The 16539-nt window shown below is 72.8% G+C and carries 12 protein-coding genes and 3 pseudogenes; 8 read left to right on the forward strand and 7 right to left on the reverse strand.

From position 1 onward, the window contains the following. Positions 1-4 precede the first annotated feature (4 nt). Complete coding sequence (locus tag EKH77_RS04140) at positions 5-892, forward strand: DUF2797 domain-containing protein (RefSeq protein WP_126913076.1); 888 nt, start codon at positions 5-7, stop codon at positions 890-892. 67 nt (positions 893-959) lie between these two features. Here the strand turns inward: EKH77_RS04140 and EKH77_RS04145 are convergent, their stop codons facing one another. Beyond that, positions 960-2171: a geranylgeranyl reductase family protein gene (locus tag EKH77_RS04145; RefSeq protein WP_126913077.1), complete on the reverse strand. Its 1212-nt coding sequence runs from the start codon at positions 2169-2171 to the stop codon at positions 960-962. 162 nt (positions 2172-2333) lie between these two features. Here EKH77_RS04145 and EKH77_RS04150 point away from each other — a divergent pair, with 162 nt between their 5' ends. Then, on the forward strand, positions 2334-3722 hold the full coding sequence (locus tag EKH77_RS04150) for a dipeptidase (protein WP_126913078.1): 1389 nt from the start codon (positions 2334-2336) through the stop codon (positions 3720-3722). Between the two features lie 54 nt (positions 3723-3776). Here the strand turns inward: EKH77_RS04150 and EKH77_RS04155 are convergent, their stop codons facing one another. Beyond that, entirely contained in the window at positions 3777-4193 is a 417-nt protein-coding gene (locus EKH77_RS04155) for an SHOCT domain-containing protein (RefSeq protein WP_126913079.1), read from the reverse strand. Beyond that, a complete protein-coding gene (locus EKH77_RS04160; RefSeq protein ID WP_126913080.1) occupies positions 4190-5515 on the reverse strand; it encodes a hypothetical protein in 1326 nt (441 codons plus the stop codon). The genes EKH77_RS04155 and EKH77_RS04160 overlap by 4 nt, the downstream gene beginning before the upstream one ends. 259 nt (positions 5516-5774) lie before the next feature. Here EKH77_RS04160 and EKH77_RS04165 point away from each other — a divergent pair. From EKH77_RS04165 to EKH77_RS04175, 3 genes and pseudogenes are all read left to right on the forward strand, one after another. Continuing rightward, positions 5775-7375 (forward strand): annotated as a pseudogene (locus tag EKH77_RS04165) (MFS transporter). Next, positions 7372-7887 carry a potassium channel family protein gene (locus EKH77_RS04170; RefSeq protein WP_240667213.1) on the forward strand — a complete coding sequence of 172 codons (516 nt, stop codon included), beginning with the start codon at positions 7372-7374 and terminating at the stop codon, positions 7885-7887. The pseudogene EKH77_RS04165 and the gene EKH77_RS04170 overlap by 4 nt, the downstream one beginning before the upstream one ends. Next, on the forward strand, positions 7884-8825 hold the full coding sequence (locus tag EKH77_RS04175) for a hypothetical protein (protein ID WP_126913081.1): 942 nt from the start codon (positions 7884-7886) through the stop codon (positions 8823-8825). Before EKH77_RS04170 ends, EKH77_RS04175 begins: the two co-directional genes overlap by 4 nt. 260 nt (positions 8826-9085) lie before the next feature. On the opposite strand, the pseudogene EKH77_RS04180 reads toward EKH77_RS04175, so the two are convergent. Together EKH77_RS04180 and EKH77_RS04185 are read right to left on the reverse strand one after the other, a co-directional pair. Continuing rightward, positions 9086-10122 (reverse strand): annotated as a pseudogene (locus EKH77_RS04180) (NUDIX hydrolase). Between the two features lie 190 nt (positions 10123-10312). Next, positions 10313-11314, reverse strand: a complete 1002-nt coding sequence (locus tag EKH77_RS04185; RefSeq protein ID WP_126913082.1) for an ROK family protein — start codon at positions 11312-11314, stop codon at positions 10313-10315. A gap of 371 nt (positions 11315-11685) precedes the next feature. On the opposite strand from EKH77_RS04185, the pseudogene EKH77_RS04190 reads away from it, so the two are divergent. Then, positions 11686-12674 (forward strand): annotated as a pseudogene (locus EKH77_RS04190) (LacI family DNA-binding transcriptional regulator). A 22-nt stretch (positions 12675-12696) separates the two neighbouring features. Here EKH77_RS04190 and EKH77_RS04195 read toward each other — a convergent pair. Further along, positions 12697-13983, reverse strand: a complete 1287-nt coding sequence (locus tag EKH77_RS04195; RefSeq protein WP_126913083.1) for a DUF6986 family protein — start codon at positions 13981-13983, stop codon at positions 12697-12699. 117 nt (positions 13984-14100) lie between these two features. Then, positions 14101-14313, reverse strand: a complete 213-nt coding sequence (locus EKH77_RS04200; protein WP_126913084.1) for a hypothetical protein — start codon at positions 14311-14313, stop codon at positions 14101-14103. Between the two features lie 217 nt (positions 14314-14530). Between EKH77_RS04200 and EKH77_RS04205 the strand changes: the two genes are divergently transcribed. Then, entirely contained in the window at positions 14531-15781 is a 1251-nt protein-coding gene (locus tag EKH77_RS04205) for a neprosin family prolyl endopeptidase (protein WP_126913085.1), read from the forward strand. A gap of 139 nt (positions 15782-15920) precedes the next feature. Further along, the gene (locus EKH77_RS04210; protein ID WP_126913086.1) at positions 15921-16436 is read left to right on the forward strand and encodes a BMP family ABC transporter substrate-binding protein; all 516 of its coding nucleotides are present in this window, start codon (positions 15921-15923) and stop codon (positions 16434-16436) included. The last annotated feature ends 103 nt before the right edge of the window (positions 16437-16539 follow it).

Raw genomic sequence — 16539 nt, forward strand, 5'->3', positions numbered from 1 at the left:
CACGATGAGCGACCAGCACGAGGAGTGGCTCTGCGCGGGCCCACGGTGGAGCGCCTCGGGCCCGGCGCTGGTCTGGCGCCACCCTCGGCACGGGGAGCGGCTCTCCCCCCTGCCGCCGGACCGGCCGCTGGCGTTCACCACGGGCGCCGCCCGGCGGTGCGTCGGGGTACGCAGGGCCGGGCGCCACACGCCGTGCCCGACCGCTGGGACGGTCCCGCCGTCAGCGGTCTCGGCGCAGTGCCCGGAGTGCGCCCGCCTGGACCGTTCGCACTCGGTCGCGGCGGACACGATCGCCGACGACCCGCGCCCGTACGACCTCTACCTCGCCTGGTTCGCCCCCGGCCTGATCAAGGTCGGCATCACGGCCGCCGAGCGGGAAGGCGCCCGCCTCCTGGAACAAGCAGCGCTGTCCTCGGCACTCCTGGCCCGAGGCCCGCTGATGGCGGCGCGCCGGGCGGAGGCGGTGCTGGGCGCGGCGCTCGCGGTCCCGGACCGCTTCCCGTACGCGGCGAAGCGGGCGGCGCGTCACCCCGTCCCCTCGCAGGAGCGGCGCACGGCGGACCTGGCCCGGCTGCACGGCCGGGCCTCGGCCCTGCTGCCGGAGTCGCTGACGAGGCGGCCCTTCTCCCCCGAGCACCACGATTCGACGTACCACCTGGACCGGATAGGCCCGGGCCAGGCCGTCGTCGAGCTCGCCCCCGACCGCACGGTCGCGGGCCGGGTGACGGCGGTGGCGGGCCCGGACGTCTACCTGGAGGCGACGGACGGACGCCCTCTGCTGCTGGACGCCCGAAAACTGGCGGGCTGGCCCCTCACCGCCGCGGATCCGTCCGCCCCGACGACGGCGACGGCCCGGCCGGGGACGGCGGGCCCGCAGGACGCCCTGTTCTGACGGCGGCCTCCGGGCCGGGGACGCCTCCGAAGAGGCAGCCCGGCACCCCTCGCCCGCCGGAAACGGCTCAGCCCCGGTCGACGGAGCTCAGCACGCGCCGGGCCACCGGATGCGTCCGCACGATCTCGGCGAGCGTGGTCGAGCCGCGCGTGATCCTGGCGAAGGCCCGCCAGGCCGGGCGGAAGCCGGTGACGGCGGCATGAACGAGACCGGGCCGACGCTCGAAGAGGGTGAGCATCCGGCGCCCCACGCCCATCTCCACGCCCAGCCCCGCCTTGATGGCGAAGGCGTAGTTGAGAGCCTGGCGACGGGCGTCCACAGCGTCCTGCGCCTCGGCGATCCGCACGGCCCACTCCCCCGCCAGGCGCCCGGAGCGCAGGGCGAAGGAGATGCCCTCGCGCGTCCACGGCTCCAGCAGCCCGGCCGCGTCACCGCAGACGAGCACCCGGCCCCGGGACAGCGGCGAGTCGTCGGCCCGGCAGCGCGTCAGGTGCCCGGACGAGATGCTGGGCTCGAAACCGGCCAGCCCCAGCCGGGCGATGAAGTCCTCCAGGTACCGCTTGGTGGCCGCGCCCTCGCCCCGCGCCGAGATCACCCCGACCGTGAGGGTGTCCCCCTTGGGGAAAACCCACCCATAACTGCCGGGAATCGGACCCCAGTCGATCAGGACGCGCCCGGCCCAGTCCTCGGCGACGGTCGCGGGCACCGGGATCTCGGCCTCCAGGCCGAGATCCACCTGCTCGAGCTTCACCCCCACGTGTGCCCCTATGCGCCCCGCGCTGCCGTCGGCACCCACCACGGCGCGGGCCAGGACGGTGCTCCCGTCGCCGAGCACGAGGGCGACGGTGCGCCGGTCGGGCACGGCCGGGCCGTGCTGCTCCACGCGGGAGACGGTCACGCCCGTACGCACCTCGGCACCGGCGGCCTTGGCGCTCTCGACCAGGGCGGCGTCGAACTCCGGCCGGTTGATCAACCCGAAGAGCATCCGCTTGGACCGCCGCGTCCGCGTCATCCTGCCGTTCAGCGAGAACGTCACGGCGTGCACGCGGTCGCGCAGCGGCAGCTCGAAGCCGGGCGGCAGCGCGTCGCGCGAGGGGCCGATGATGCCGCCCCCGCAGGTCTTGTAACGCGGCAGTTCGGCCTTCTCCAGGAGCAGCACCCGGCGTCCCTCGACAGCGGCGGCACGCGCGGCCGAGGCACCGGCGGGCCCGGCTCCGACCACCACGACGTCCCAGACGCTCTCCCCCGCGACTTCCCGGGCTGCGTTGTCGCTGCTCACCTGTGCTTCTGCTCCCCTCGAACACCGGCTAAGGCTGTCGCCCGCATCCTAAGGCCAGGCACCTGACGGGCCAGCGGCCGGAGCCGGTGAAGGCCATGGGAGGATCGGGGGCGATATCGCCCGTACGTACGGACTCAACGCCGCGCCCCCAAGGAGCGTTCCATGGACACGTCCCCGACCCGCCAGCAGCCGGACCCGGCAGCGCTCGCGGCGACCGTCGCCGGCCTTCAGGCCCGCGCCCGCACCGAGCTGGCCGAGCTGGTCGCCTTCAAGTCGGTCGCGGACGAGGCGCAGTTCCCCAAGAGCGAGTGCGAGGCCGCCGCCCGCTGGGTGGCCGACGCGCTGACCGCCGAGGGCTTCCAGGACGTCGCCACCCTCGACACCCCCGACGGCACCCAGTCCGTCTACGGCTACCTCCCCGGCCCGGCCGGCGCCCCGACGGTGCTCCTCTACGCGCACTACGACGTGCAGCCGCCGCTGGACGAGGCCGCCTGGATCTCCCCGCCCTTCGAGCTCACCGAGCGCGACGGCCGCTGGTACGGGCGCGGCGCCGCCGACTGCAAGGGCGGCCTGATCATGCACCTCACGGCCCTGCGCGCCCTGAAGGAGCACGGCGGCGTCCCGGTCAACGTCAAGGTCATCGTCGAGGGCTCGGAGGAGCAGGGCACCGGCGGCCTGGAGCGCTACGCCGAGGCCCACCCGGAGCTGCTGACCGCCGACACCATCGTCATCGGCGACGCGGGCAACTTCCGTCTCGGCCTGCCCACCGTCACGGCGACCCTGCGCGGCATGACGCTCGTCCAGGTCCAGGTGGACACCCTCGAGGGCAACCTCCACTCCGGAATGTTCGGCGGCGCCGCCCCGGACGCGCTCGCCGCGCTGATCCGCGTCCTGGACTCGCTGCGCGCGGAGGACGGCTCCACGACCGTCGCCGGCCTGGAGGCCCAGGGCACCTGGCAGGGCCTCCAGTACCCGGAGGCGGACTTCCGCCAGGACGCGAAGGTCCTCGACGGCGTCGGCCTCATCGGCGACGGCACGGTGGCCGACCGCCTCTGGGCCCGCCCGGCCGTCACCGTCCTCGGCATCGACTGCCCGCCGGTCGTCGGCGCCACCCCGTCCGTCCACGCGAGCGCCCGCGCGCTGATCAGCCTGCGCGTCCCGCCGGGCATGGACGCCGCCACGGCGACGAAGCTGCTGCGGGCGCACCTGGAGCAGACCACGCCGTGGAACGCCCGCGTGACCACGGAACAGGTCGGCCAGGGCCAGCCGTTCCAGGCCAACACGGACAGCCCGGCGTACGCGTCGATGGCCGAGGCCATGCGCGTCGCCTACCCGGGCGAGGAGATGCAGACGGCCGGCATGGGCGGCTCGATCCCCCTCTGCAACACGCTCGCCACGCTCTACCCGGACGCGGAGATCCTCCTCATCGGCCTGAGCGAGCCGGAGGCGCAGATCCACGCGGTGAACGAGAGCGTTTCCCCCGAGGAGCTCGAGCGCCTGTCCCTCGCGGAGGCGGTCTTCCTGACGAAATACGCGGAGAGCAAGGCCTGAGACCACAGGCGGTGTCCGGCGGATCGTCCACGACCTGCCGGACACCGCCGGGGCTCAGTGCAGGATCTTCTCCTTGGCCCGCTGGAACTCCGCCTCCGAGATGTCACCCCTGGCCTTGATCTCGGAGAGCTTGGCCAGTTCGTCGGCCGCGCTCCGGTTTCCCGGGCCGGCGGCGGTCTCACGGACGTACTCGTCGAACGCCCGGCGCTGGGCCTGGGCGTGCCGTATTTCGCGGCCCCCCATCTCCCGGCCCCGGGCGAGGACGTAGACGAAGACGCCGAGGAACGGCAGGAAGACCGTGAAGAGCAGCCATGCCGCCTTGGCCCATCCGCTGAGCTTGTCGTCGCGGAAGATGTCGGCGATGACGCGGAAGAGCAGCATGACCCACAGGACCCAGAGGAAGATCCACAAAACGGTCCAGAACGCGCCCAGGACGGGGTAGTCGTAGGCGAGGTTCACATGAGCGCTCATGTCGTTCTCCTGATCTGATCGTCCGTAGGCGGTGGCGCGGAGGCCGCCGCGAGAATGCCGAGCAGCGCGAGGACGACGACCACGATGCCGAGGACCAGGGCGACACACGCGGCGGTGGGGTAGTTCCACAGGACCAGGGCCACGGCTCCGCCGGCGATGACGACGCCGGTCGTCCAGGCACGGTGGGCCTCCAGCCAGCGGCCCGTGGCACCCGTGCGCACTCCGGACCGGGCGAGTGCCCTGCCGGTGGCTCCGGTGCCCCGGGCGGTCACCGACCGTACGAAGCGCGCCCCGCGCCCGGGACCGTAGAGGTAGCCGGCCACCGCGGTGATCACCGCCGTGACGAGCAGGGTGCGGGTGCTGGCCCGCAGGAACCGTACGAACGTGTCGTAGATGGTGCTCGCCGCGTCGGCGGGGAGCACGTCCGTGGGGACGGAGCCCAGGTAGACCCTCCGCATGACGGCGAGCCCGATGAGCAGCACGACCATCATGACGCCGATGCCGATGGCGGCGGCCATCAGGCCGACCCGGTGGGAGGGCGCGGTCCAGACGGCGATCGCCGCGAGGGCGAGGGTGGTGACGGGCAGCCAGGTGCCGACCACGTCGAGCAGGCGCATCAGGCCCTGTGCCTTGTCCAGCTTGTCCGTCGTGAACAGGGGAACCGTCTTGTCGACGTCCGGGATCGCGGCGGCCTTCTGATACCCCTCGTCGACCAGTCGCTTCTTGACGTTGTCGACGAGTGTGCCGATGTCCAGGACGATGGTGTCGCCCCGGGCCTGAACGGCGCTGTTGCCCTCGCCGGTGAGGGTCTTCACCACCGCCGCGTGGGCGCGCCGGTTGGCGATGTCCCACGCCTCGGTGAACTGGTCACTGGTGACGACCTTGTTCACGACATTGTGGACGGCCGTGGTCATGGCGTTCTTGAGCGGGCCCGTCAGGAGGGCGGTGTTGTCCACGACGGCGGACGGCGCCTCGGTCTTGGCCAGGGCCCGCCCCAGCGCGTCGGTGAGGGCGCGGAAGTCGACCTTGTCGACCACGCGGGCGGTCAGCCGGTCGGTCACCGCGTTCCGCACGGACGGCGAGGTAGCGATGGGGGCGACCGTCTGCACATACCGGTCGGCGTCGGAGATCTGGCTGTTCACCCACGCGGCCACGACGGCGAGCGGGGCGAGGAGAAAGGTGAGGACCAGCAGCACGGACGCCGTGACCGTGCGCGCCCGCCGGTGACGCATGGTCGCCAGCCGGCGCAGTCGCTCATACTCCTGGCGCTCCGCCGTACTCAGGGGTTCGGGGGCGGGTGGGTGTGCGCCGGACGGGTCCATGGCTGCCTCCCTCCGCGCGGGACGCGTCGCTCCCCACAAGGGCGGGAGCCGGTTCGGGGCGGGTGTGCCCCGGGGCGGCTCTCGTTCCATCGTGTTCCTCACCGGGCACCCCCGCCACGCGAGCGGAGGCGGTCCGGCCGGGTGACCCGCGGCGCCGGGAACGTCCACCACGCCTTCGGTCCGCCACCGCCGACCTATGGTGATCGTCGTGCCCGTGCGCGAGCGCGCCGGCCGTGGCAGCAGGGAGGAGGCTCATGCCGTGAAACGCTGGCGGGCCCTGGCCGTCCTCGGCACGGCCCAGTTCCTGATGGTGCTGGACACCTCGGTCATGAACGTGTCGATCAGCCGACTGGTCGAGGACTTCCACACCGAGGTCACCTCGATCCAGGCCGTGATCACCCTCTACACCCTCGTCATGGCCGCCTTCATGATCACAGGCGGGAAGCTCGGCGACATGACCGGGCGCCGGCGCGCCTTCGCCATCGGTCTCGCCGTGTACGGCGCCGGGTCCGCCCTCACCGCCCTGGCCCCCGCCCTGTGGGTGCTCACCGTGGGCTGGTCGGTGATCGAGGGACTGGGCGCCACGCTGGTCCTGCCGGCCCTGGCGGCGCTCGTCGCCGGCGCGTACCGGGGCCGGGAACGGGCGGTCGCCTACGGGGTGATCGGGGGCCTCGCCGGTGCGGGCATCGCGGTGGGGCCGCTGATCGGCGGGTGGGTGACGACATACCTGACGTGGCGTCTGGTGTTCGCGGCCGAGGCCGTGATGGTCGTCGCCATGCTGGCGTGCGTCCGCTGGATCCCCGACTCACCCCATCGCCGACCAGGCCCCGGCTGGACATGGTGGGCATGGCGCTGTCCGCCGCCGGGCTCGCCCTCGTGGTGCTGGGGGTCCTGCAGAGCGGTGCGTGGGGCTGGCTGCGGCCGCGCCGCGTGCCCTTCACCGTCCTGGGCTACTCCCCCACCTTCTTCGTCATCGCCGCGGGTGGCGTGCTCCTGTGGCTGTTCCGGGCCTGGGAGAGACGACGCGAGGCACACGGGCAGGATCCGCTGGTGCGGTTCTCCCTGTTCGGCATCCCACCACTGCGCGCCGGCCTGAGCATGCTGCTGGCCCAGAACCTCATCCTGCTCGGCCTGTTCTTCACCGTCCCCCTCTACCTGCAGATCGTCCAGGGGTTCAACGCCTTCCAGACCGGACTGCGCCTGCTGCCCACGTCGGTGACGATGCTGGTCTCCGCCCTGTCCGGTCCGGCACTGGGCAGGATCGCCGGACCGCGCACGATCGTCCGGTGCGGCCTGGCCGTCCTGCTGGTCGCGACACTGTGGCTGATCAGCGCCATCCGGCCCGACATCGACAACCTGTCCTTCGGGGCGGCCATGGCCGTCCTGGGACTCGGCATGGGGCTGCTCGCCTCCCAGCTCGGCAATGTCACCCAGTCCAGCGTGGGGGAGGCCGAGCGGGGCGAGGCGGGAGGACTGCAGTACACGGCGCAGAACCTCGGCTCGTCCCTGGGCACCGCGCTCATCGGCTCCCTGCTGATCGGCGCGCTCGTGAGCGTCTTCACGACGCGGATCGAGGGCGACCCGAGGATCTCGGACGCGGTCCGCCGGGAGACCGGCGTCGCCGTCGAGGCGGGCGTCAGCTTCGTCAGCACGACGCAGGTCAAGAACGCAGCCGAACGGTCCGGGCTGTCGCCACAGGAGACGGACGCCGTCGTGGACGCCTACACGAGCGCCCAGATCGAGAGCCTCAAGGCGGCCGTCCTGGCCACGTCGGGCATCACGCTCGTCGGTTTCGCCTTCACCCGCCGACTTCCGACGGCCCGGCTGACGGCCACCGCCCCCCAGGGGGCGGCCTCGTGACGGGCCGCTCGCGAGTGGGAGCGGTCCTGCGCCCTCTGGCCACCGCGACGGCCCTGGTGCTCGCCTACTACCTGCTGCCCATGGACGAGAGGTTCACGGGCGGGGCGGCGGTGACGCTCGTCCTGGGGCTGGCCGCGCTCCTGCTGCTCTTCCTGCGGCAGCTGCGTTCGATCTCCGCCTCGCCCCAGCCCCGCCTGCGCGCGGTCGAGACGCTCGCGACGACCGTCCCGCTGTTCCTGCTCCTCTTCGCTACGACGTACCACCTGCTGGAGCGGAACGTTCCGGGCAGCTTCAGCGAGCACCTCAACCGCACAGCGGCCCTGTATTTCACCCTCACCGTCTTCAGTACGGTCGGCTTCGGCGACATCGTCGCGACCTCGGAGCCGGCCCGGATCGTCACGACGGCCCAGATGGCCGCCGACGTCCTGCTGATCGGGGTCGCGGCCCGGGTGGTGGTCGGCGCGGTCGAGACGGGCCTGCGCCGCCGCGATGCTCCGCGGGAGGACGCGTGAGCCCGTCCTCCGCCCGGCCCGTCCAGCCGGTGGCGGTCGAAGCACAGGCACTGCTGCCGATGATCTGGGGCGACCCCGAGCACATGCCCGAACAGCTCGCCCTCTTCGCCGTCCGCCGCTTCGGACCCCGAGCGGCCGCGGCGGTCGAACGCCGACGGGAGCGTGCGCCCGGCGCGGGACCCGACGAGCTCAACGCCGGCATCATCAGCCACGGCACGCGCGTGACGATCGCCGAGGGCGCGGTGGTGGGCGGCCCGTTCGTCGTCCTCGTCCCGTTGAGCTTCGTGGCGGCACTGCTCGCGCGGGCCCAGATGGTGCTGGAGCTCGCAGCGGTGGCGGGCCACGCCCCGGAGAGCGAGCGACGGGTCGCCGAACTCCTGCTCCTGCAGGACGTCTACGCCTCGCTGGACGAGGCGAACAAGGCACTGGCGCACGCAGAGCGACACCCTCCAGGAGGGGCGGGGCGGGTACCGCGACGGACGCGCTGGCGGTTGATCCTGAAAATGGCGGCGCTGCTGGGACTCATCGGCGGCGAAAAACGGAGCAGGGCCCGCCAGGCCCTGTCCGTCGTGTCCTTCTCCGGCCTCTTCCTCATCGGGCTGGCCCTGCCGTGGATCTGGATGCCGGTACTGGCCGTGTTCTACCAACAAGCGACATCGCGGCTGGGGACGAAAGCGGCAACGTTCTACGCACAGGATCCGGCCGCCGCCCGCAGACGCCGGCGGTGGACCCACCGCGGTCTGAAGGCCCCGGGCATCGCCTCCGTGCTGCGGTTCGCAGCCCTGGCACTCCTGCCGGTGGCGACGGCGGGCGCGGCGATCCTGGCCGAGGCCCGCATCGCCGGCGGCCCGTGGGGCACCGCCCTGATCGTCCTGTGCGCGGTCTCACTGGTGACGGCCGCCATCTGGTACGGACACCGCTGGAAAAGAAACCACTGAGGAACGGGGGGACTCAGCCCCCCGATCCCCCGGAACCGCACCCACACCCGCACCCGCACCCGCACTCGCACCCACGAGGCAGTGACGAAAGGGGCGGGGTGGGGTGGACGGGCCCTGGTAGGGGCGTAAGGAGCTCTTCGCCGCTGGAGCCAAGTGCGGGGCACCCGATACCAAAGTGGCAGGCACCGCGAAGAGCTCAGCCCCGTAAGGGCCCGTCCACCCCACCCCGCCCCCGACCCACAACGCACGCACCCCACACATCAGCCCACCGGCACCCCCGCCTCCAAATTCATCACCCGCCCCCCTTCCCGCGCCCGCAACGCCCACCGCAACCGCCTCAACCGCACAGGCGGCAACATCGTCGACGCCTCCTCCTCCGTAACGAACCGCCACCCCCGCAACTCCGCCCCGGCAGCAACAACCGCCGCGCCTCATCCGAACTCAACCGCCCCCCGTCGAACAGAAACCGCAACCCCCCAAACCCAGGCGGCTTCGGCGGCTCCCAGTCAACAACCAACAACCGCGGCACAGCGGTGAGCGAGATCCCGATCTCCTCAGCGACCTCCCGCATCCCGGCCCGCGCAGGCGCCTCCCCCTGCTCGACGACACCGCCCGGAAACTCCCACCCCGGCTTGTACGTCGGGTCGACCAGCAGCACACGGTCGTCCTCGTCGAACAGCAGCACCCCGGCCGCGAGCGTCGCCGCCTTCGGCTCGGGCGTCTGGACGATCGGGCAGTACCCGGCGGTCCCGTTGCGCACGGCCTCGGCGATGCGCTCGGCCGCCTCAAAGGGGGTCAGCCCCCCGTTGTCGACGACGAGCGCATCCCCCCGCAACCAGGACAGCGCCTCCCGATAAGGCGCGACATGGTCGCGCGCCCACTGCCGCACGGCCTCGCTCCGAACGGCGTCGTCCGGAAACTCGACGCGCCCCTCGATCCGCCCCCGAAGGATCGTTTCCTCGGACGTCAGCACCACATGCCGCACCCGGATCGCCCGCGCGGCCAGCGCCCCGAAGATCTCGTCCCGGTACTCCTGCCGCAACAGCGTCATGGGCACGATGAGCACCCCGCCCACCTCGGCCAGCAGCGCGGAGGCGGTGTCCACGACCATCCGCCGCCAGATCGGCAGGTCCTGGTAGTCGCAGACCTCGCTCAGTCTCTTCGGCGGCAGCAGATACCGCAGCGCCCCGCCGGTCACCTCGGGGTCGTAAAGAGTGCTGCCCGGGATGAGCCGGGTCAGTTCCCTCGCCGTGCTGGTCTTGCCCCCACCGAACGCGCCGTTCAGCCAGACGATCACGGTTCCCCCTCCTCCGTAGCCCCCTGTGACGGGCTCGGGAACACAGTGCCCGCACCACCTTGCCACGGAAACGTGTACGAGCGGCATGGGGCGCGCTCCCGGCCACGGCCCGCCGACGCGGCGCCGGCGGGGCACCGGCGGACCGCCGGCCGCCCTGCCCGAAGCCACCGGCCAGAGGCCTGATCAGCCGTCACATGCCGCTGGCGGTTCCCCCGCCGGTTCCCTCCCCCGTCCCGCTTCCCAGCCCCCACAGCCCCGCCTCCGCGGCGGCCGCCGCGGCCGCGCCCACGACGCCCGCGTCGGAGCCGAGCCGGGCCGGGAGCACCTCGACGCCGGAGGCGAAGGACAACACCGCGTAGTCGCGCAGGTGTTCACGGAGCGGCCCGAAAAGGACGTCGCCGGCCTCCGCGACACCGCCGCCTATGACCGCCACCTCGATCTCCACGAGCGTCGCGGTGGCGGCGATGCCCGCCGCGAGGGCGCGCGCCGCGCGGTCGAAGGAGGCGAGCGCGACGGGGTCGCCCGCGCGGGCGGCCGCCGCGACGCCGGCGGCGCTCCGATCGCCGTCGGACCCCGGCCGCCAGCCCGCCTCCAGGGCGCGCCGGGCGATATTGGGCCCGCTGGCGATGCGCTCGACGCACCCCCGGGAGCCGCAGGCACAAGGTTCCCCATCCAAATCAACACTGATATGACCGATATGACCCGCATTACCCGTGGGCCCCGACCGCAGCCGACCGCCCAGCACCAGCCCCCCACCCACCCCCGTGGACACGACCATGCAGAGCGCGTCGGCCCGTCCCCGGGCGGCGCCCTGCCAGTGCTCGGCGGCGGTCATCGCGACCCCGTCGCCCACGAGTGTCACCGGCAGCCCGCCCACCCGCCGGGCGACCTCGGCGACCAGCGGAAACCCGCGCCACCCGGGCACGTTGACGGGGCTGACGGTTCCGGCGGACGCGTCGACCGGGCCCGCGCTGCCGATGCCCACCGCCCGGACCAGCGGCCACTCGCCGGTCCGGGCCAGCTCGTCGAGGACGGCGGCCACGGCGGCCATGACCGTCGCGCCGTCCTCCCGGGCCGGGGTGGGACGGCGGGCACGGACGCGCGGCCGTCCCGCACCGTCCACCAGCGCTCCGGCGATCTTGGTGCCGCCGATGTCGAGAGCGGCGACGAGGTCGCCGGAGTCGGTGTGCACGGTGCCGGTCTCTCTCCTGTTCCACGGGAAGTTCCACGGGAGGGTCGCGGGAAGGTCCACCGCAAGGCTGCCGCAATCGCGACCGGGCCGCCGCGACCGCCACAAGCTCACCGCAAGGCCGCCGCAGGGTTTTCGGGACGTCAGTCTCTCCGGGCTTGACAACGTTGTCCAGGCCCTATGCTCGACGTCACTCCGCACACCGGAACGGGTGCACGGGAACCGGGAGCACCGGAACCGAGTGCACCGGAACTCCGCATACCGGAACCCGTACATCGGACGCATGGCTCAGCCGCCCCTCCCCGCGCAAAGGACCAGCGATTGTGAACGACGCCGCCACCGGCCGGCTCCCCCGCTACGGCAACCGGCCCACCATGAAGGACGTCGCGGCCCGCGCCGGGGTGGGCCTCAAGACCGTCTCCCGCGTGGTGAACGGCGAGCCCGGCGTCACCCAGGACACCGAGCGGCGCGTCCAGGAGGCGATCACCGCGCTCGGCTTCCGGCGCAACGACAGCGCCCGCGTCCTGCGCAAGGGCCGCACCTCGTCGGTGGGCCTCGTCCTCGAGGACCTCGCCGACCCCTTCTACGCGCCGCTGAACCGCGCCGTCGAGGAGGTCGCCCGTGCCCACGGCGCCCTGCTCATCAACGGCTCCAGCGCCGAGGACCCCGAGCGGGAGCGGGAGCTCGCCCTGGCGTTCTGCGCCCGCCGCGTCGACGGACTGATCGTCATCCCGGCGGGCCACGACCACCGCTACCTCGAACCGGAGATCGCCGCCGGCGTCGCCACCGTCTTCGTCGACCGCCCGGCCGGGGGATAGCCGCCGACGCGGTGCTCTCCGACAGCCACGGCGGCGCCCGGGCCGGCGTCGCCCACCTGATCGCCCACGGCCACCGCCGCATCGGCTTCATCGGCGACCGGCCGCGCATCCACACCGCCGGGGAGCGGCTGCGGGGTTACCGCACCGCGATGGCGGACGCCGGACTGCCCGTCCCCGACGGCTGGGTCTCCCTCGGCCCGACCACGCCCGAGCGCGTACGGGCCGAGGCGGAGCGGATGCTCTCGGGCGAACATCCGGTGACAGCGTTCTTCACAGGGAACAACCGGGTGACGGTCACGATTCTGCGGGTCATCGCGCAGTTGCCCCACCCGGTGGCGCTCGTGGGCTTCGACGACCTCGAACTGGCCGACCTGCTCTCGCCCGGTGTCACGGTCGTCGCGCAGGACGCGGCCCGCCTCGGGCGCACGGCGGCGGAGCTGCTGTTCCACCGGCTGGACGGCGCGGAGGAGGCGCCGCGCCGCGTCGAGCTGCCGACCCGTCTGATCGTCCGGGGCTCGGGCGAACTCCCGCCGGGAGAAAGCTGAGCGACCAGGCGACCCGGCGCCGTCAGAAGCCCCGCCCCGCCGGCCTCCCCGCCAGCCGCTCCAGCGCGGCCCGGTCCAGCCCGGTGAGGCCGGTTACCTCCGCCGTGCCGACGGCCCCGCAGTCCAGCCCGCGCAGCAGGTGGCCGCTGAGCGCCCGGGCGGTGGCGGGCTCGTCGAGCACGTCGCCCCCGGCCCGCTCCGTGTACGCCACGAGGCGGGCGGCCGCCCGTTCGAGCCCCTCCCGGTAGTAGGCGTACACGGCGGCGTAACGGGTCGGCAGATGTCCCGGGTGCATGTCCCAGCCCTGGTAGTACGCGCGGGCCAGCGACCGGCGGACGAGCCCGTGGTGCAGCCGCCACGCCTCGTGGACGCGCGCGGTCGTGCCGACGGGCAGCACGTTCGTCGAGCCGTCCGAGAGGCGGACGCCCGTCCCGGCGGCCGCGACCTGCATGACGGCCTTGGCGTGGTCGGCCACCGGGTGGTCCGGTGCCTGGTGGGCGGCGCCGACCCCGCAGGCGGCGCTGTAGTCGAACGTGCCGTAGTGCAGCCCGGTGACGCGTCCGGCACCGGCGTCGATCAGCCGGGCGACGGTGGCCCGGCCGTCGGCCCCGAGGATCGCCTGGGTGGTCTCGATCTGTATCTCGAAGCGGATCCGGCCCTCCGCCAGCCCGTGCGCCGTCTCGAACTCCCCGGCAAGCCGCGCCATCGCGACGACCTGTTCGGGATAGCTGACCTTGGGCAGGGTGAGCACCAACCCGCCAGGCAGCCCGCCGGCCTCCATCAGGCCGGTGAGGAAGACGTCGAGGGTGCGGATGCCCCGGTCGCGGACGGCCGCCTCCATGCACTTGACGCGCACGCCCATGTAGGGGGCAGCCGTGCCGTCGGCGTACGCCTCCGCCACGAGCCGGGCGGCGCGGGCGGCGGCCGCGTCCTCCTCGGCGTCCGGGCGCGGCCCGTACCCGTCCTCGAAGTCGATCCGCAGATCCTCGACGGGCTCGCGCTCCAGCTTGGCCCGCACCCGCTCGTGCACGGGCCCGGCGAGTTCGCCGGGCAGCCCGAGGACGGCGGCGAACGCCTCCGCGTCGGGGGCGTGCTCGTCGAGGGCGGCGAGCGCCCGGTCGCCCCACTCGCGTACGGTGCCGGCGGTGAAGACGTCGGCCGGGACGTAGACGGTGTGCACGGGCTGGCGGGTGCCGGCGTCGCCCGGATAGCGCCGGGCGAGCTCGGCGTCGACCGCCGCGAGGGAGCTGCCGACGCTCTCCCGCACCGCGCTGCCGAAGGTCGTGGCCACCGTCGTCCGCTGCCCCATGGGTACCCCTCCACGTCCACGACTTCCACTGCACGGAATCGACCATCCACATCGGCCATCCGTGTCGCGAAGCTAGTCAGCGGAGCGGCGAGGGGTCAACACCCCCTCCATAGCGGCTCAGAAGTAGTCCCGGACCACGTGCTCGGCGGCCCGGTTCTCCGCCGTGGGCGGGTCCAGCTCGCTCAGTGACAGCAGATCGGTGTCGTCGCGCAGGTACCGCTCCCATTCCTCGGCCATCTTCTCCTGCTGCTCGCGCGGCAACTGGTCGACGTCTTCTCGGCTCGCGGGGCTCAGGGCATGGAGGAACCGCGTCACGGTGTCAGTCTGCATGCCGTATCTCTTCCAACGCCCGGACGCGACGGACACCCCGGCCCCCGCCCACATCACCCGAACGGCGGCGGCCCCGGCGGCCCCCCTTCAACGGCCCGGCCGGGAGCGGACTGGACCGTTCGGGTGGTCTTTCGACTGAACGGGTGACTCCAGGGGGATCGCGTCAGCAGGGGCCGCGCGCTGCGCGCCCGCACGGATCGGAACGGAGAGCCCGGTCATGTCCCCTCGTAACGAGCCGCACTTCCCCGACTTCTCCGCCTTCATCGACGGCGTGCGCGCCATGGACCACGCGCGATTCAGCGCCGCCCGCCCCGCCACGCCCGTGGCGGCGGAGGATTTCGACGCGATGAAGGCGCACATCCAGTCCCTCTACGCCGGCATCGAGGACGTCCCCCACAGCTTCGTGGACGACAACGGCCAGATCTTCGACTGCGTCCCCGTCGGGAGCCAGCCGGCCCTGCGCGGCGCCACCGAGCCCCCGGCCGCTCCGGTCGACGCCCCGGCCGCGCCCGGCCCCGACGTCGCCCCGCAAAGCCTGCCGCTGCTCCAGCAGCTGCGGTCGGACCGCATCGACAAGTTCGGGCACGCGATGGCCTGTCCGCCGGGGACGATCGCGCTGCGCCGGATCACCCTGGACGAGCTGGCCCGCAGGGGCACCCTCCGGGACTTCTTCCAGAAGAGCCCCCTGGGCACCGGCCGCCACCCCCGGCTCAGCCCGCCCGCCGTGCAGGCGGGCATCCACAAGTACGCCCACGCCTATCAGATCGCCGGCAACCTCGGCGGCCACAGCTTCATCAATGTCTGGGACCCGAACGTCGGCTCGCAGATCTTCTCGCTCTCCCAGCAGTGGTACGCCGCGGGCTCGCCGGTGCAGACGGTCGAGTGCGGCTGGCAGGTCTACCCGGGGAAGTACGGCACCACTCAGCCGTGCCTCTTCATCTACTGGACCGCCGACGGCTACCAGCGCACCGGCTGCTACAACCACGACTGCTCCGCCTTCGTCCAGACGAACTCCAACTGGGCCTTCGGCGGCACGCTGGGCCCGGTGAGCGTGCTGGGCGGCGCGCAGTACGAGCTGGAGGTCACCTGGTACTTCAACGGCGGCAACTGGTGGCTCTACCTCGGGGGCACCACCGTCGGCAACGCCGTGGGCTACTACCCGGGCTCACTCTTCGGCAGCGGCCCGCTCGCCTCCGGCGCGGCGTCGGACGTCGACTACGGCGGCGAGGTCGTGGACAACACCGCCTGGCCCCCGATGGGCAGCGGTCAGTTCGCCTCGGCGGGCTGGCAGTTCGCCGCCTACCACCGCGACGTCGTCTACTACCCCACGGCGGGCGGCGCGGTACAGGCCTCCCTGACGGCGTCCCAGCCCTCCGCGAACTGCTTCACGTGCGCCGTGCAGCACGCCGCTCCGCCCTGGAACGAGTACTTCTTCCACGGCGGCCCGGGCGGCACGGGCTGCACCTGACGGTGGGCGTAACTGACAGTGGACGTACCTGACGGCATAACGGCTCCCCCGGCCGGACCTGTGGGTTCCCCATTTGTCTATGCTCGCGCGGATCCATGACCGGGCAACGGGCCCGGTCCCACGCGAGAGGAAGCGCGCGATGCGTCGCACGTCATGGCTGGCCGCCGGGGCCGGAGCAGTGGTGCTGGTGGGAGGGGTGATCGCGGCCGTCCTGCTGAGCGGGGACGACGACGAGGCTCCCGCCCCGAGAGCCCGTCAGTACAGCGCCCACAGCGCCTGCCTGCTGACCGACGAGCACGGGGTGACGGGAAGCGAGGCGGCTTCGGTCTGGGCGGGCATGGAGGACGCCTCCCTCGCCACCAAGGCGAAGGTGATGAACCTGCCGGTGTTCGGCCCGGACACCACAGCGAACGCCGTGCCCTATGTGAACACTCTCGTCCAGCGGCACTGCGATGTCGTGATCGCGGTCGGCGGGACCCCGGTGGCGGCCACGCGTGACGTCGCCGGACGGACACCGAAGACGCGGTTCGCGGTCGTCGGGGAGGGTGACACCAAGGGCAATCTGACGGTGATTCCGCAGGCCGAGGGCGTCCGGGCCGCCGTCGCGCGGGTGGTGAAGGACGCGGTGGAGGACGACGGAGGGGTAACCGATTAATAGGGATCACATGTGGTTCACCCTATTTTCGCAGGTCACCGCGTATCCGTTGAAGTAAAGAACAGCTAAGATCATGATCATGACCCTGGCGTGAAACGACCCC

The sequence above is a fragment of the Streptomyces luteoverticillatus genome (assembly GCF_003970715.1).
GTDB lineage: Bacteria > Actinomycetota > Actinomycetes > Streptomycetales > Streptomycetaceae > Streptomyces > Streptomyces abikoensis.